The 15,110-nt window shown below is 56.9% G+C and carries 19 protein-coding genes and 1 other annotated feature; of the genes, 13 read left to right on the plus strand and 6 right to left on the minus strand.

Translation table 11 applies throughout. From position 1 onward, the window contains the following. Positions 1-17 precede the first annotated feature (17 nt). Complete coding sequence (locus tag EQM14_RS05095) at positions 18-1,289, plus strand: glycoside hydrolase family 3 protein (RefSeq protein WP_128741937.1); 1,272 nt, start codon at positions 18-20, stop codon at positions 1,287-1,289. Between the two features lie 106 nt (positions 1,290-1,395). On the opposite strand, the gene EQM14_RS05100 is transcribed toward EQM14_RS05095, so the two are convergent. Then, the gene (locus EQM14_RS05100) at positions 1,396-2,100 is read right to left on the minus strand and encodes a helix-turn-helix domain-containing protein (protein WP_128741938.1); all 705 of its coding nucleotides are present in this window, start codon (positions 2,098-2,100) and stop codon (positions 1,396-1,398) included. Between the two features lie 153 nt (positions 2,101-2,253). Here EQM14_RS05100 and EQM14_RS05105 point away from each other — a divergent pair, with 153 nt between their 5' ends. Beyond that, positions 2,254-2,997, plus strand: a complete 744-nt coding sequence (locus EQM14_RS05105) for a histidine phosphatase family protein (protein ID WP_128741939.1) — start codon at positions 2,254-2,256, stop codon at positions 2,995-2,997. Then, positions 2,994-3,887 (plus strand): carbon-nitrogen hydrolase family protein, encoded by an 894-nt coding sequence (locus EQM14_RS05110; protein WP_128741940.1) that lies wholly within the window; start codon positions 2,994-2,996, stop codon positions 3,885-3,887. The genes EQM14_RS05105 and EQM14_RS05110 overlap by 4 nt, the downstream gene beginning before the upstream one ends. Before the next feature lie 73 nt (positions 3,888-3,960). On the opposite strand, the gene EQM14_RS05115 is transcribed toward EQM14_RS05110, so the two are convergent. Continuing rightward, complete coding sequence (locus tag EQM14_RS05115) at positions 3,961-4,449, minus strand: deoxycytidylate deaminase (RefSeq protein ID WP_128741941.1); 489 nt, start codon at positions 4,447-4,449, stop codon at positions 3,961-3,963. 94 nt (positions 4,450-4,543) lie between these two features. Here EQM14_RS05115 and rsmA point away from each other — a divergent pair, with 94 nt between their 5' ends. Both rsmA and EQM14_RS05125 read left to right on the plus strand, forming a co-directional pair. Then, the gene (gene rsmA / locus EQM14_RS05120) at positions 4,544-5,410 is read left to right on the plus strand and encodes a 16S rRNA (adenine(1518)-N(6)/adenine(1519)-N(6))-dimethyltransferase RsmA (protein WP_330546244.1); all 867 of its coding nucleotides are present in this window, start codon (positions 4,544-4,546) and stop codon (positions 5,408-5,410) included. Further along, complete coding sequence (locus EQM14_RS05125; protein ID WP_128741943.1) at positions 5,400-5,681, plus strand: hypothetical protein; 282 nt, start codon at positions 5,400-5,402, stop codon at positions 5,679-5,681. The genes rsmA and EQM14_RS05125 overlap by 11 nt, the downstream gene beginning before the upstream one ends. A gap of 73 nt (positions 5,682-5,754) precedes the next feature. Here the strand turns inward: EQM14_RS05125 and EQM14_RS05130 are convergent, their stop codons facing one another. From EQM14_RS05130 to EQM14_RS05145, 4 genes are all read right to left on the minus strand, one after another. Beyond that, a complete protein-coding gene (locus EQM14_RS05130) occupies positions 5,755-6,930 on the minus strand; it encodes a homocysteine S-methyltransferase family protein (RefSeq protein WP_128741944.1) in 1,176 nt (391 codons plus the stop codon). A 33-nt stretch (positions 6,931-6,963) separates the two neighbouring features. Then, positions 6,964-8,658, minus strand: coding sequence for an arginine--tRNA ligase (gene argS / locus EQM14_RS05135; RefSeq protein WP_128741945.1), 1,695 nt, complete (start codon positions 8,656-8,658; stop codon positions 6,964-6,966). Next, entirely contained in the window at positions 8,630-9,091 is a 462-nt protein-coding gene (locus tag EQM14_RS05140) for a DUF1934 domain-containing protein (RefSeq protein ID WP_128741946.1), read from the minus strand. Before EQM14_RS05140 ends, argS begins: the two co-directional genes overlap by 29 nt. A 77-nt stretch (positions 9,092-9,168) precedes the next feature. Continuing rightward, positions 9,169-10,236, minus strand: coding sequence for a D-alanine--D-alanine ligase family protein (locus EQM14_RS05145; RefSeq protein WP_128741947.1), 1,068 nt, complete (start codon positions 10,234-10,236; stop codon positions 9,169-9,171). A gap of 250 nt (positions 10,237-10,486) precedes the next feature. On the opposite strand from EQM14_RS05145, the gene EQM14_RS05150 reads away from it, so the two are divergent. The 8 genes from EQM14_RS05150 to rplL all read left to right on the plus strand — a co-directional run bounded on the left by EQM14_RS05150 (position 10,487) and on the right by rplL (position 14,952). After that, positions 10,487-11,278 (plus strand): DUF7674 family protein, encoded by a 792-nt coding sequence (locus EQM14_RS05150; RefSeq protein WP_128741948.1) that lies wholly within the window; start codon positions 10,487-10,489, stop codon positions 11,276-11,278. Between the two features lie 225 nt (positions 11,279-11,503). After that, a complete protein-coding gene (rpmG, locus tag EQM14_RS05155) occupies positions 11,504-11,653 on the plus strand; it encodes a 50S ribosomal protein L33 (protein ID WP_128741949.1) in 150 nt (49 codons plus the stop codon). Positions 11,654-11,678: 25 nt separating this feature from the next. After that, on the plus strand, positions 11,679-11,915 hold the full coding sequence (secE, locus tag EQM14_RS05160; RefSeq protein ID WP_128741950.1) for a preprotein translocase subunit SecE: 237 nt from the start codon (positions 11,679-11,681) through the stop codon (positions 11,913-11,915). Positions 11,916-11,966: 51 nt separating this feature from the next. Beyond that, complete coding sequence (gene nusG, locus EQM14_RS05165) at positions 11,967-12,488, plus strand: transcription termination/antitermination protein NusG (RefSeq protein WP_128741951.1); 522 nt, start codon at positions 11,967-11,969, stop codon at positions 12,486-12,488. A gap of 112 nt (positions 12,489-12,600) precedes the next feature. Next, complete coding sequence (gene rplK / locus EQM14_RS05170) at positions 12,601-13,026, plus strand: 50S ribosomal protein L11 (protein ID WP_128741952.1); 426 nt, start codon at positions 12,601-12,603, stop codon at positions 13,024-13,026. 62 nt (positions 13,027-13,088) lie between these two features. After that, positions 13,089-13,784, plus strand: coding sequence for a 50S ribosomal protein L1 (rplA, locus tag EQM14_RS05175; protein WP_128741953.1), 696 nt, complete (start codon positions 13,089-13,091; stop codon positions 13,782-13,784). Between the two features lie 41 nt (positions 13,785-13,825). Continuing rightward, positions 13,826-13,965: a sequence feature (ribosomal protein L10 leader region), on the plus strand. A gap of 31 nt (positions 13,966-13,996) precedes the next feature. Continuing rightward, entirely contained in the window at positions 13,997-14,539 is a 543-nt protein-coding gene (gene rplJ / locus EQM14_RS05180) for a 50S ribosomal protein L10 (protein ID WP_128741954.1), read from the plus strand. Positions 14,540-14,577: 38 nt separating this feature from the next. Next, complete coding sequence (gene rplL, locus EQM14_RS05185) at positions 14,578-14,952, plus strand: 50S ribosomal protein L7/L12 (RefSeq protein WP_128741955.1); 375 nt, start codon at positions 14,578-14,580, stop codon at positions 14,950-14,952. Positions 14,953-15,110 lie beyond the last annotated feature (158 nt).

A 15,110-nucleotide genomic window follows, 5' to 3' on the forward strand; every position in this document is an offset into this window, starting at 1 on the left:
GGCGGGAGGGGAAAGCAATGGGGGGTCCACCGAAAAATAACCGCGGCATGCTGAAGAAAACCGCTCTTTTTCTGCTGCTTTTTCTTTGTGCGGGCGCCGCGGCGTTCGGATTTTACCGGATCGCCGACAAAGTCCTGGACCAAATGTTTCCCCCGGCCGGAGAGATCGCGGCGTCCAGTTCTTATGCCGATTTGTCACCGGAGTCCCCGCAAATTTCCGCAGTGCTGTCTTCCTCGTCCGGGCCGGAAGCCTACAAGCCGGTGGAGGGACTGTTTGAAGGTTACGGCGCAGCGGCGCAGCGACGCCTTGACAGGATGACGACGAGGGAAAAGGTGGGGCAGGTGTTTCTGCTTACCTGCCCCGCGACCGCGGCGGTCAAAACAATCGACGATTACCAGCCGTGCGGATATTGCCTGACCGCCAGGGACTTTGAGGGGAAAACCGCCGGTCAGGTCCGTAAAACGCTCGCTTCCTACCAGAACTCCAGCAAAATCAAAATGATCCTGTGCTGTGACGAAGAGGGCGGAACGGTCGTGCGCATCAGCAAATATCCCGCTCTTTCCGCGCAGAAGTTCCGTTCTCCGCAGGATGTCTTCCGTCAGGGCGGCATGAATGGGATCGCGCAGGATACCGTTAAAAAGGCTCAGATGATGAAATCTTTGGGCCTGAACATGAATCTGGCGCCGGTCTGTGACGTTTCCGTCAACCCTTCCGACTTTATATACGCGCGGTCGTTCGGCCGGAGCGCGGAACAGACGGCGGAATTTGTCACCGCTTCGGTCAAGGCTTACGGGGAGCAGAGCCTTTCCTGTGCGCTCAAGCACTTTCCGGGGTATGGCAACAACGCGGACACCCACACCGGAGTCGCGAGGGACAAGCGCGGCTATCAGACCTTCCAGCAGTATGATTTCCTCCCGTTCCAGGCCGGGATTCAGGCGGGCGCCCCCTGCGTGATGGTCTCCCACAATATCGTCGAGTGCATGGATTCCACGAATCCCGCGTCGCTTTCGCCGCAGGTCCACCGGATTCTGAGAGACACGCTCGGCTTTTCCGGCGTCGTGATGACGGACGATCTCTCCATGAAAGGAGTCGCCGACTTCCTAAACGGGAAGAATGCGGCTGTGGCCGCTTTTGGGGCGGGAAACGACCTCCTGCTGACACCGGATTTCAAAGACAGCTTCAACGCTCTGTACGCGGCTGTGGAGAACGGAACGGTCAGCGCGGAGCGGCTGGACGAATCCGTGCGGCGCATTCTTGCCTGGAAGTACAGCATGGGTCTGCTGTCCTGAGAAAAGCGCCGGAAATCGAATCGGCCGGAGTGTAACCCACTCCGGCCGATTCGATTCCTAATCTGACTTTTTTTCATTTGCAAACGGCTCTTGCCGTGTTATAATCTTATTTAGACTGCTTTTTTACTCCCATCCGCAGTTCTGAGTTCTGGATCAGGTTGAAGAGCGAAGAGGCGAACAGCGGGTATTCCATAGACAGTTTTTCGGGGGAAAGGGAGGGCAGCGCGTTCTTGTCGACGCCCTCCATGGATTCGACCCTGTTTCCTGAAATCAGGCATTCCGCGTTGGAAAGAGAGATCTGCTGCGCCGCGGCGGAGCGGCCGGAGCTGAGTTTCAGAGGGACGGAGAAAAGCCCCTGGGGATTCTTGGAATTGGCGGAATAAAGCATGCGGAAAATTTTGTATACGGAAAGGCTGAGAAAAGCGGAGATTTCCGTTGTCAGCGCCTTGTTTCCACATTTCTGAAGAATGCCGAAAATGACGTTCAGAGAATTGGCGATCAGCTTTTTATTCAAAACGGGCAGCAGGCTTCCGCGCATGGTGTTCTCCTTGCCCGCCGCGTCCGGTTCGGGAATATCTTCCACCGAGATCGTAGCGCCGCTGCGGTGCGGAGTCCGGCCCAGCAGATAGTCGCAGGATACGTTGTAGTAGTCGGCCGCGCGAACGACAAAATCGAGGCCGCATTCCCGGATTCCCTTTTCATAATGGGAGAGCAGCGCCTGGGAAACGCCGAGGTCCCCGGCGGCCTTTTTCTGGCTGTAGCCGCGTTCCTTGCGAAGCAAGGTGATAATTCTTGCAAAATTGTTGTTCATTTGATTATCCCCTGTCGAATCCTGTTTAATAAACGCAAAGTAAAGTATACAATAGATATAACATTTTGTAAAGCCGCTAGATATCGTGCCAGGCCGGACGAACCGTTCCGTATCTTGGGCGAACGCGGCTGGAAAGTTCCAAAGGAGTATTTTATGAAATCCTACACCGTTCATTTCATCCGTCACGGGACGACAGAAGGCAACGAACAGGGCCGTTATATCGGCTCGACGGACCTCGCGCTTTCCCCGGGGGGCGCGGAACATTTGCACGCGCTGGGGAAAAAGCATTCCTATCCGACGGCTCAGGTGTATCTTTGCAGCCCGATGCGCCGCTGCACGGAAACCATGGGCATTTTATATCCGGAAGCCAAACCGACTCTGATTTCCGGTCTGCGGGAGTGTGACTTCGGCGACTGGGAAGGAAAGACAGCCGGAGAAATTGCCGGGGAGGACGGCCGTTTCCGCAGGTGGATCGCCGGGGACGGAGAGCCGGTCACGCCGCCGAACGGGGAGGATGGCTCCGCTTTTGCGCAGCGGGTCTGCGCGGCGTTTGAGAAGATTGTAGAGGACCTGATGCGCTCCGGGACAACCTCCACGGTGATTGTCACGCACGGCGGGGTGGTCATGTCCATTCTCGCCGCCTACGGTCTGCCGCGGGCGAAATTCTACGACTGGATGTCCGAGCCGGGATGCGGGTATTCAATGAGGATCATTCCGGGCCTTTGGATGCGGTCCAGAGTCGGGGAAGTCTTTTCGGAGATTCCGGTCCGTCCCAAACAGGACGGGGAAGGCGGCGAAAGAATTCTGATCGACCTTGCACGGGAGGCGGCAGACCGCGCGTTCGGCGAAAAGGAGAGGAAAACAGGCGGAGCCGGGAACGGGAGGGAACCAAAATGAACCGTGACGTGCTGACCGTATCCGTTGTTACGATGAACGCGGCGTGGGGAGACAAAGTTCGCAATTTGAATCGGATCAAGGGGTATATCGAGTGCGCAGGCAAGCGCGGCTCCGATCTGATCGTTCTGCCGGAGATGGCGCTGACGGGGTATGACGACGTGCCGGAGACACCGATCGACCAAAAAATGCAGGCTCGTCTGGCGGAAACGATTCCGGGACCGGCAACGGACGAAATCGCGGAGCTGACAAAGCGATATGGAATCTACGCATTCCTTGGAATGCCGGAATGCGCGCCGGAGGGACTTTACAACTCCATGGCGGTTTTTTCACCGGAGGGGCTGTGCGCCGTCTATCGAAAAATGCATCTCCCGCCGCCGGAACCGAACTGGGCCCTGCGGGGCGAAAAGCCGGTGCTGGTGGAAACGCCCTGGGGTCCGGTCGGTGTTTCCATCTGCTACGATTCTTATTACTTTCCGGAACTGATGCGCTATTATGTTGCAAAGGGAGCAAGACTGGTCGTCAACTGCACGGCCCACGCCCACTGCCATGGACGTTATCTGGCAAAGGCTTCGCTGGAGGTTGGTTCCGTGGTGAATGGAATCTTCATCGCCTCATCGAATCTTGGCGGGCCGGACCTGACGAACTGGTTCTGGGGAGGAAGCAGTATCGTCGGTCCTTCCAGAAACAAAAGAGAGCCGCATTACTATGCGGGAATCCCATTTTATGAAGACGGCTGCGACGAGGAGGCAATGTACACCGCTACGATCGATCTCAGCCTCGCGACACGGTTCCTCGTGCAGGAAAACGGGGCGGGGGAGACGGACTTTAGGCCGGACGTTTACAGCAGAATGTATTCCGAGCTGGCACAGATGCCCCCGTTCAGAAAATAAGATCAGGCGCCGCAGGGCAAAAAAGAGAGCCCGGCGCCTTTTGAATGCGGCGCGGGCCCGGTTTTGTCTTGCTTCAGTATCCGAATTTACCTGAGAGAGATTCGTCTTTTTCCACCCAGTCCTGGACGTCCGTCACGGTAAAATCAGTGGGATTGTTTCTTGCGACGATCCGGGTGATACCCGCATTGATGATCATCCGCTTGCACAGCGAGCAGGGGGCCGGGTCAGGCACGTAGGAACCGGAACCGGCCTCCCGGCCGACCAGGTACAGCGTGGCGCCGATCATGTCCCTGCGCGGCGCGCTGATGATCGCGTTCATTTCCGCGTGGACGGAACGGCAGAGCTCATAGCGTTCGCCGCGCGGGACTTTCAGCGATTCCCTTACGCAGACGCCGAGGTCGATGCAGTTCTTCCGTCCGCGCGGCGCGCCGGTGTATCCGGTGGAAACAATCTCGTCGTTCTTGACGATAATTGCTCCAAAGTTGCGCCTCAGGCAGGTTCCCCGTTCCAGAACGGTTTCCGCGATATCAAGATAGTAATTTGCCTTGTCGGTGCGTTTCATCAAATAAACCTCCCAATCAGTCACGGGAATGCATTTTATCGAATCAGGCGGGTAACGGCAACGCCTGAAAAAAGCAATTGGAGGATCGACAATCATGGAACTGACGGACCTTGCAACCATCCGGGCCGTCTTGAAACGGCATGGCTTCCGCTTTTCTAAATCCCTGGGGCAGAATTTTCTGACCGACCCCTCCGTCTGCCCGCGCATGGCGCTTGCATGCGGCGCGGACGAGTCAAAGGGAGTGCTGGAAATCGGCCCTGGGTTCGGCGTGCTGACCAAGGAGCTTTCCGAGCGGGCCGGCAGGGTCGTCGCGGTGGAACTGGACGAAAGCCTGCTGCCCGTCCTCGGGGAAACGCTGGACTCCTGCCGGAATGTGGAAGTCGTCCCCGGAGATGTCCTGAAGCTGGATCTTGCGGGGCTGCTGAAAGAGAAATTCGGCGGAATGGAAACCGCGGTTTGCGCAAATCTGCCGTATTACATCACGTCGCCTGTTTTGATGCGCTTTCTGGAGGAGCGGCTGCCGGTCGCTTCCTTGACCCTCATGGTGCAGAAGGAGGCGGCGCGGCGCCTGTGCGCGCCGCCGGGCAGCAGGGACTGCGGAGCGGTGAGCGTCGCGGTCAGCTATTACGCAAGGCCGAAGATCCTGTTCGAGGTGCCGCGGACCTCGTTCTATCCGCAGCCGAATGTGGATTCGGCGGTCATCCGGCTGGACGTGCTTCCGGAGCCTTCCGTCAGGGTCAAAAATGAAAAAGCATTTTTTGCGCTTGTGCGCGCGGCGTTCGGCAAACGGCGCAAAACGGTTTTAAACTCCATTTCATCCGGGCTTGGACTCGAAAAAAGCGAAATACTCACAGCGCTTGAGCGCGCCGCCGTTGCGCCGAGCGCGAGGGCGGAACAGCTTTCCATCGGGCAGTTTGCCGAATTGTCCAACAGACTGGAGAAACTGAAAAATGAGCAATGAAAGACTCGCCATGCTGTTTTTTGATATCGGGCTTGTCCTCGCGATGATCTCCATGGTCATCGGGCCGTTTGGAATCACAAACTGGGCGTTGACCACCGGGGTCGTCGCCTGCTTTTTTGGGATTGCTTCGCTTTGCCTCGGCTTTTTAAACTGGGACGACTGGATGCGTCCGGAGCATTCGGACGGGACATCCCTGCAACCCTCCGGGCGGGACGCGGCTGAAACGGACATGGCCGACAGCCGGGATGATCCTTTTCCTCATTCGCTTTAAGCATGGTTCGCGTCTGCGGTTTCGCTCCGGAGCCGGATGGCGGGACGAAGGTGCAGCGGTACGCTGCTGACGATCAGTAAAGAATTGCGCCGTATTTTGCCGCCAGCGGTTCGAGAGTTTCCCGCTCGATTTGGCAGTTGGAGTCAATGATCAGCCGCCCTTGAAAATACCGCAGGGCGGCGTCCAGGACGGTCGGGCTGTCGGCGTGGACCGCGATCGGCAGCCTGGTCATGCCCCCGGCCTCGCCGAGCAGAGCCGCGTCATCCATCCCGGTCACGTCGACCAGCGCGGCGGTGACCTGCTCGTCGTCCAGATCGATCAGGTCGTCGGCGAGAGAACTTGTGCAGCGGATCGGTTCGCTGAGAACAATATCGTCGCCGAGGAAAAAAGCTTCCTGCTCAATGGCTGCGGCATCGCAGTCCGGCTCTTCCGGCAGAACCGGAGGGCCGAACTTTTTCATGACCTCCGCCAGGGCTTTCACATGCTCCGGTCCGGCGCCGATGCCCGTGCCCAGAATTCTCACGCCGGCCTCCAGAAACGGAACGGCGGCTCCGGCCAGTTCCACCGGGGTCAGATCGTCGGGTCTCAGCCGGACGGCGAACGGGACTGCGGCGTGCTGCCGTGCCCGCCGGAACTCCTCCGCCAGCTCCGGTTCCGCGGCGCAGCTGAGGCCCACCGCGTCCGCTCCCATGGCCTGCAGGGTGATCAGCGCCGGCAGAAGGCTTCCGCCGGTCATCGTCCGACCGTCGGAGTCGACGGAGATCAGCACGATGACGGGAAGCCCGGTTGTGCGTGCGGCGAGCAGGGCGGCCCGCAGGTCCGAAAGGGAGTGCAGACCGTCCAGAAGAAGAAAATCGGCGCCGGCTTCGTCCAGAGACCGGATCTGTTCCCGGTAGCCGTCGTAGATGTCGTCGAAGTCGGCTTCGCCGTGCGGCGGGACGAAAAGGCCGCTGGGGCCTACCGCTCCGCCGACGGGAATTCCCACGGTTCCGGCGGCGTCTTTCGCAATTTTGACAAGCTGCCGGTTCAGCCCTGGAATGTCGCGGTGCGGCAGACAGAAGCGATTCGCACAGAGCGTCGGCGCGCAGAGAGTCCGGACCCCGGCGGAAAGGGACCTGCGCAGCAGGTTCCCGGCCGGACCGGGGTGTTCGGCGAGCCACAATTCGGGCTCCGCGCCGGACGGCAGCCCGGCGGCGTGAAAATCGGGAATCGGGTCCAGAAGAAGCGGGAGCCGGTCAAGGTAGTCCATTCTTGTTTGTTTACACCTGCATTTCCAAACGGCTCACATGCTTTCGGGAGCCGTGATTTTAAACATCGAGAGCACGTTGCGCAGAACCGTGGCGGTCGCGCGGCACAGAAGGAGCCGCGCCGCAGTCAGGCTCTCCGCCTCGCCCTTGACTCTGCGGGCGTTATAAAATTTGTGGAACAGCGTCGCAAGCTCGATCACGTATCTCGTGATCCGAGCGGGATCGTAGTTCTGTGCGGCGGCGATGATTTCCGAGGTGAAGGAGGCGATATGGCGGATCAGCTCGATTTCCTCAGGGGAATTGAGCAGAGCCAGCTCCTCCTCCGTGCAGTCGCGGGGGAAAATGCCCTCCGCAGCAAGATTTTTCAGAATGCTGCAGATCCGCGCGTGTGCGTACTGAACGTAATAAACCGGGTTCTGGGAATCCTGCTGCACGGCGAGGTCCAAATCGAATTCCATCTGGGAGGTGGCCTCGCGCAGATTGAAGTAGAACCGGGCCGCGTCCACGGGAACTTCGTCCAGAAGATCGGCGAGTCCGATGGCCTTGCCGGTGCGCTTGCTCATGCGCACGACCTCGCCGCCGCGGACCAGCCGGACCAACTGGATCAGGACGACGTCCAGCTTGCTCCCGTCGAGCCCGATGGCGTCCATCGCGCCCTTCATCCGGGCGACGTGGCCGTGATGGTCCGCGCCCCACACGTCGATGACGCGGGAAAAGCCGCGCTTCGCAAACTTATTGCGGTGGTAGGCGATGTCGGCGGCGAAATAGGTCGGGTTTCCGTTCTGGCGGACCAGGACCTCATCCTTTTCCGCGCCGAGCGCGGTCGCACGGTACCAGAGCGCGCCGTCCTTTTCGTAGGTCATGCCGCGTTCTTTCAGGATGTCGATGGTTTCCGTGAGCTCGCCGTCCTCGTGGATGGTGCTTTCGCGGAACCAGACGTCATAAAGGATGCGGTATTTTTCCAGGTCGGTCTTCATCTTGTCGATGTTTTTCGGCAGGGCAAAGCCGACCAGCGCCATGCGGCGCTCGGCGGAGTCCGATTTCACGTAGCGGTCCCCGTTTTGTTCGGCGAACTGCTGCGCGCGGTCGCGGATGTCGTCGCCCTGGTAGCCGTCCTCCGGAAATTCAACGGCGTCTTCGCCGAGATAAATCTGCAGATAACGCGCTTCCAGCGAAGCGCCGAATTTGTCGATCTGGTTTCCCGCGTCGTTGACGTAAAATTCGCGCGTGACGTCGTATCCGGCCGCATCCAGGACGGAGGCGAGGCAGTCGCCCAGCGCGCCGCCGCGGGCGTTGCCCATGTGCATCGGCCCGGTCGGATTGGCGGAAACAAACTCCACCATGATCTTTTCTTTTTTCCCGAAATCACTGCGGCCATAGCTGTCTCCGCAGGCGATCACGTCCTTCAGCACGTCGGTGTAGAAGCCGGGCCGGAAAAAGAAATTCAGAAAACCGGGCCCCGCAATTTCGGAGCGGCCGAAATAAGTGCCGGAAAGATCGATCTTTTCCGCGATGGTTTGGGCGATTTTCCGCGGGGGCAAGTGAAAACTTTTCGCGCCGGCCATGGCGGCGTTGGTCGCCCAGTCGCCGTGCGCGCGGTCGGCCGGGACCTCGACGGTAAATTCCGGCAGGGGAGCTTCCGGCAGGGAGCCGTCTTTGACCGCTTTCTCCATAGCGGTCCGGATCGCGTCTCTCAGTTGTTCAGTTGCCTGCAGCGCTAATTTGGACATCCTTGTTGTTTGCCTCCTTGATGGTGATGAAAATCTCGTTCTGACTCGAAAGGCTGGAATTGATGTCCAGCGTGTAGCTGACCTCCAGTTTCCCGCCCAGGTCGTTGAGTTCGGACTGAACCCGGCTGGTGAAGACGCCGATCATCATGTTGCCGAATTCAGTGTCGTACTGGCACAGGTGGCGCTTGCCGCGCTCCAGGATCAGGCGGGTGCTGTCCTCGCCGCCGCGCATCAGCGTCACTTTGTTTCCCCCGTCAATTTTCAGAATGGAGGTGCGCGTCCTGTTTTTGTCCTCCGAAGTATATTCTTTGTAGACAATATACCGGCTGTCGCCCCTCCGGACATAGGTGCCGAAGGTTGTCAGCTCCACTTCGCCCGTTTCATCGTCCACTCTCTGGCGGCCTTTGATCGAGATCAGATAATTCTCCTGCATTCCAGCACTCCTAATAAATATGTTGTGATATGCTTCCGGCGCGGATTCCGGGAGGCGGCGCCGGATAACAAGTGGAATTAAGCTTTTTCCAGAGCCAGGTCGATCAGTCGGTCCAACAGCCCGCCGTAGGGAAGGCCGGAGGCCTCCCAGAGCTTTGGGTACATGCTGATCGGAGTAAAGCCGGGAATGGTGTTCAGCTCATTGAGAAGGATCTCCGTATGGTTGCGCACAAAAAAGTCCACGCGGGCGAATCCGCGGCAGCCCAGCGTGCGGTAAGCTCTGACGGCGATGGAGCGCATTTCCTCCGAAACCTCTTCGGACAGGTGTGCCGGAATGTACAGCTTCGATTTGCCGGACTTGTATTTGTCGTCGTAATCGTAAAACGCGGCTGACGCGGCGATTTCTCCCACCATGGGAGCGGCCTCGGCCGCGTCGTTGCCCAGGACCGCGCATTCGACCTCCTGGCCGATCACGGCTTCCTCCACCAGGATCTTTTCCCCTTCGGTGGCTGCAAGCCGGATGGCGGCGTCCAGTTCCTCTTCGCTGCTGACGCGGCTGACGCCCACGGAAGACCCGGAGCCGGCCGGCTTGACAAAGACCGGATATCCGAGCCTCGCCCCGATTTTGATGCGGACCTTTTCAGGATGTTCCAGATAGCGCGGATAATAGAACCAGAGATACTGTGCCTGCCTGATGCCGACGCCGGCCAGAAGCGTGTGGGTGACCGCCTTATCCATGCAGAGGGCGGAACTCAGGGTCCCGCAGCCGACGAACGGCAGGCCGGAGAGCTGCAGAAGGCCCTGTATGGTGCCGTCTTCTCCATTTTTGCCGTGAAGCACCGGGAAAACGCAGTCGACCGGCAAAATTTCAGTCTGATCCCTGCCGACGACGACGATCCCGCCGACGCTCCGGTCCGGGGACAGAAAAGCGGGACGATTCCGTTCGTCTTTTTCCCATTTGCCGTCCGGGATGGAATCCGTCGGACCTTCGTACAGGAACCACCGCCCGTCTTTGGTAATTCCGATGCGGTAAATCTCATATCTGTCCTCGGAAAGATTGTTTATAACGGAATACGCGGAAACGCGGGATACCTCGTGTTCTGGGGAACAGCCGCCGAACAGGACGGCGATTTTTTTTCGATTCATTGTTAACCTCCTTGCAGCGTCCGCTTGTGGAAGTGCGGAGCAGCGTAATGGAAGCGGGCTTTTTGAAAACAGAATACTACAAATACATATGATAGCACAACGCCGCTCCGCACGCAATTGCCTATTTGGGGAAATCTTCGGCCCGTAAAATTGTATGGTGACAAAAAAATGTTTATGTAGTATAATCTAGTATAATTACTGTCTTTAGACAGAAAATGGAACGGAACGTTTTAAGATTCGGGAGTGAACCATGATGGATCAGAAAGTATTTGAAATGGTGGCGGGCGGCGTGGAAGCCGCGCTGAACGGGCAGGGATACCGCCGGGCGGAAAACAAGGCGCAGGAAGACGGGCGGGAAGTTTATCTTCTTGGGGAATCGGTTGCCTACAGCGTCCTGTACCAGGAAAGCGCCAAACGCTTTGTTCTCCGGACCTGCGAAATGGACGGCGAAGAGCCGGACGGCAAGTGGAAATCCCTTTCCACATGGCTTTATGACCCGGATACCGATACTCCGGCTCAGGCGCAGAGCATTGCCGATGATTTTACTGAGACTCTGACCGGGCCGAAACAGACGGCGGCGGCCAAGGCGCGTAAGAAACGCAAGAAGGACGACGACAATAACGCCGACCCTGTATTCTTTTTCAACCGTTTTGTCGGCCTGTTTCCGGAACTGAAGGAGGAGCTGAACGCGGAACGATCGGTTTACGGTGATGTCCGCGCGGTCACGTTTGCCAGGGAGCGGCTCCTGCCGAAAATCAATGCCCTTGTGAACAACCCGGCTGAAAAGGACCGGACCGCACGATGCTGCCAGCTGCTGAACGACCTTTATCTCGCCGGGGATATGGACGTCCGCTCCATCATTACCATTGTGATCCTGAACGGAATCGAAGGCGGGTCGGCCGTCGAAACCGTCCGTTCCCAACTGGGAGAAGACCTGCTGAAAAGCTATAAGGCGGGCCTGAAGATGAAGGGCAAAAAAGTAAAACCGGAGAAAAAGCAGAAAAAGAAAAAGTTTATGGCGGATACTCTGCTCAACCGCTGACTTGTTTCCACAGGGCGCTTTTTACAGGCGTCCTGCGGGCCCTGACAGGAAAATTCCGTTAAATCAAGAAAATCCTGCGAAAAAACTTGACAGGGAAACGACTGTGTGCTATGATGTTTATACCTCGATAAAGGGGTTATTTTTTTGTGCCCGTTTATTTTGAGGGAGGCCGAAGCCCTTTTCATAGGGCTGAAAAATTTTTTCCGTACAGCGGGAGGTGCCGTCATGAGGACCAAGGTAACGTTAGCCTGCACAGAATGCAAACAGCGCAATTACAACACCATGAAGAACAAGAAAAATGATCCGGACAGGCTTGAGATGACCAAGTACTGCAGGTTCTGCAGGAAACATACGCTTCACAGAGAAACGAAGTAATCCGGACGGAGGGACAAAAGAAATTATGGCCGATAAAAGTGAAAAGAAAGAAAACTTTTTTGCCAGAACAGGGAAAAGCGTCTCCAAATTCTTTCGCGAAACGAAAAGCGAAGCCAAGAAGATGGTCTGGCCCACTCCTCGCTCCGTATTCAAGAACACCGGCGTCGTTCTGGCCACCATTATCGTCATTGGACTGTTTGTTTTCGGGCTGGATACGCTGCTGGTCAACCTGCTCGGGCTGATTATGAATGTCGCGGGCTGATGGAAGGACGTCGCAAAGTAAAAGTAATGAAAAGAAGCGGAGGGGTTTTCTTTGCCAGAGGAAGCTAAGTGGTATGTGGTTCATACTTATTCCGGCTATGAAAACAAGGTAGCCTCCAATCTTGAAAAAACGGTGGAGAACCGCCAGCTTCACGACCTGATCCAGCAGATTCTGGTCCCGACCGAAACCGTCACCGAAATCAAGGATGACAAAAAGCGCGATGTGGAGCGGAAGATCTTCCCGGGCTACGTCCTTGTGAAGATGATCTTAACCGATGAATCCTGGTATGTGGTGCGGAATATCCGCGGCTGCACGGGATTCGTGGGGCCCTCCTCCAAACCGATTCCTCTGACGGACGAGGAAGTGGCGAGGCTTGGCGTTGAAAAGAAAGAGATTGAGGTTTCTTACGATGTCGGCGATTCCGTCCAGATTATCGACGGGCCCCTCGAAGGGTTTGTCGGCGTTGTGGAAGAGGTCGACAAGGAAAAGAACCGGGTCCGCGTCACGGTTTCAATGTTCGGACGCGAAACGCCGGTCGAGCTTGAGCTGAATCAGGCCCAGGCCATGGAATGATTTTATTTGGGTAATAAGCGGAGGAATCCGCTGTTATGAGGGGGCAGCGCCCCTGTGGGAGGGACGGCAGAGCCGTTCCGCCATCGACCACGAATTTTGGAGGTGCAGTAAAATGGCTCAGAAGGTTACGGGCTTTATCAAGCTCCAGATACCTGCCGGCAAAGCTACGCCGGCGCCGCCGGTGGGACCCGCGCTCGGTCAGCACGGCGTCAACATCATGGCGTTTACGAAGGAATTCAACGAGCGTACCAAAGGCGAGGCGGGAATGATTATTCCCGTGATTATCACGGTGTACGCCGACCGCTCGTTTACGTTTATCACTAAAACGCCGCCGGCCGCGGTCCTGATCAAAAAGGCATGCGGAATTGAAAAGGCTTCCGGTCAGCCGAACAAAACCAAGGTGGCGAAAATTACCCGTGAACAGATCCGCAAGATCGCTGAAACCAAAATGCCCGACCTGAACGCGGCTTCCATTGAAACGGCCATGAGCATGGTCGCCGGAACCGCGCGCAGCATGGGCGTGGAAGTCGCGGACTGAATGAAAGCCCGGGTGGGAGGAAACAGGAATCCGATTTTACCACTTCACAGGGAGGATAACCAATGAAACACGGAAAAAAATACAACAACAGCGCAAAGCTGATTGACCGTTCCAGCCTTTACGAAACCGCCGAGGCTCTTGATCTTTGCGTCAAGACCGGCACGGCGAAATTCGATGAAAGCGTCGAAGTCCACGTCAAGCTCGGCGTGGACAGCCGCCATGCGGACCAGCAGGTCCGCGGCGCCATCGTCCTTCCGAACGGAACAGGCAAGACCGTCCGCGTTCTCGCGCTGTGCAAAGGCGACGCGGCGAAGGAGGCCGAAGCGGCCGGGGCCGATTACGTCGGCGCGGAGGAATATGTTCAGAAAATCCAGAGTGAGAACTGGATGGATTTCGACGTTCTGGTCACTACGCCCGATATGATGGGTCAGGTCGGCCGCCTTGGTAAAATTCTCGGCCCGCGCGGCCTGATGCCGAACCCGAAGGCAGGCACCGTGACGCGCGAAATCGGCAAGGCCATCAATGAGGCCAAAGCCGGCAAGATCGAGTACCGCCTCGACAAATCCAATATTATTCACTGTGTCATCGGCAAGGTTTCGTTCGGCGGGGATAAGCTGCGCGAAAACTTCGATGCTCTGCTCGGCGCGATCGTCAAGGCAAAGCCGGCCGCGGCAAAAGGGCAGTATATCAGGTCCTGCGTTGTCGCGTCCACGATGGGACCCGGCGTCAAGATTAACCCGAACAAATTCGGCGCTTAATTTAGTTGACATTTACTGCTTTTTCTGTTATAATAATCAAAACAATAGTTTTTCTTTATTCAAAGACAGCAGGCGCTGTACGCTTAATGGATTTTCCAGCCTGCCGAGAATAAGGTTCGATATGCATTTGTGTGTTGAAAGCCTTTTCTGCGGCAGCGGAAAAGGCTTTTTACGTTCTGCGCGGAAACTGAACCAAACGGAGGTGAATTTGTTTGCCAAGTGAAAAGATTCTTGAAGAAAAGAAGAAGGCTGTGGCTCAGCTTTCCGACAGCCTGAAAGCGGCCCGGACGGGCGTGATCGTCAGCTATAAAGGAATCACGGTGGAGGCCGATACGAAGCTCCGCAAGGAACTGCGCGAATCCGGCTGCCAGTACAAGGTTGTGAAAAACACCCTTTTGCGTCTGGCGCTGAAGGACGCGGGAATAGCGGGGCTCGACGATGTCCTGGAGGGGACGACCGCTCTGGCCGTCGATCCGGACGATTATGTCGCTCCTGCCAAGATTCTTGCGGGATATGCCAGTGCCGATAAAAGCGAAACCTTTCAGATCAAGGCGGGCTTTATTGACGGAAAAGCCGCAACCGCGGACGAGATCAAGACTCTTGCGTCCCTGCCCCCGAAGGAGCAGCTGGTCGCACAGGCTCTCAGCGGCCTGAACGCGCCGATTACCGGTTTTGTCACCGTTCTCAGCGGAACGATCAAGGGATTGGTGGTTGCCCTGAACGCAATTGCCGAAAAACAGCAGGCATCCGCTTGAGTTTATAAAAATAATATTAATTTGGAGGTTTCAATCTTATGTCTGATAAAGTTGCAAAGCTCATTGAAGATGTAAAAGCTCTTACGGTTCTTGAGCTCTCCGAGCTCGTCAAAGCTCTTGAAGAGGAATTCGGCGTATCCGCCGCCGCTCCGGTCGCGGTTGCCGCCGCTCCGGCTGCCGCCGCCGCTCCCGCAGAGGAGAAGACGGAATTCGACGTCATCCTGAAAGCGATCGGCCAGCAGAAGATTCAGGTCATCAAGGCGGTCCGCGAGATCACCGGCCTGGGCCTGAAGGAAGCGAAGGACCTTGTCGACGGCGCTCCGAAGCCGGTCAAGGAAGGCGTTTCCAAGGACGACGCTGCAGCGATGGAGGAAAAACTCAAGGCCGCGGGCGCGGAAGTCGAAATCAAGTAATTTTCGTTCCTCTGTTGTTTTCCTGCCCCGTAAAACGGGAAAAAGGTCCGTCCCATACAATCCGTCGGGTTGCTTGGGACGGATCTTTTTGCCTTCTCTTGTAAAACATAAAAATTTGAATACAATATTCTTAATGCTATTTTAATTTGCCGCAAATT

Source organism: Caproiciproducens sp. NJN-50, from assembly GCF_004103755.1.
Taxonomy (GTDB): Bacteria; Bacillota; Clostridia; order Oscillospirales; family Acutalibacteraceae; genus Caproicibacter.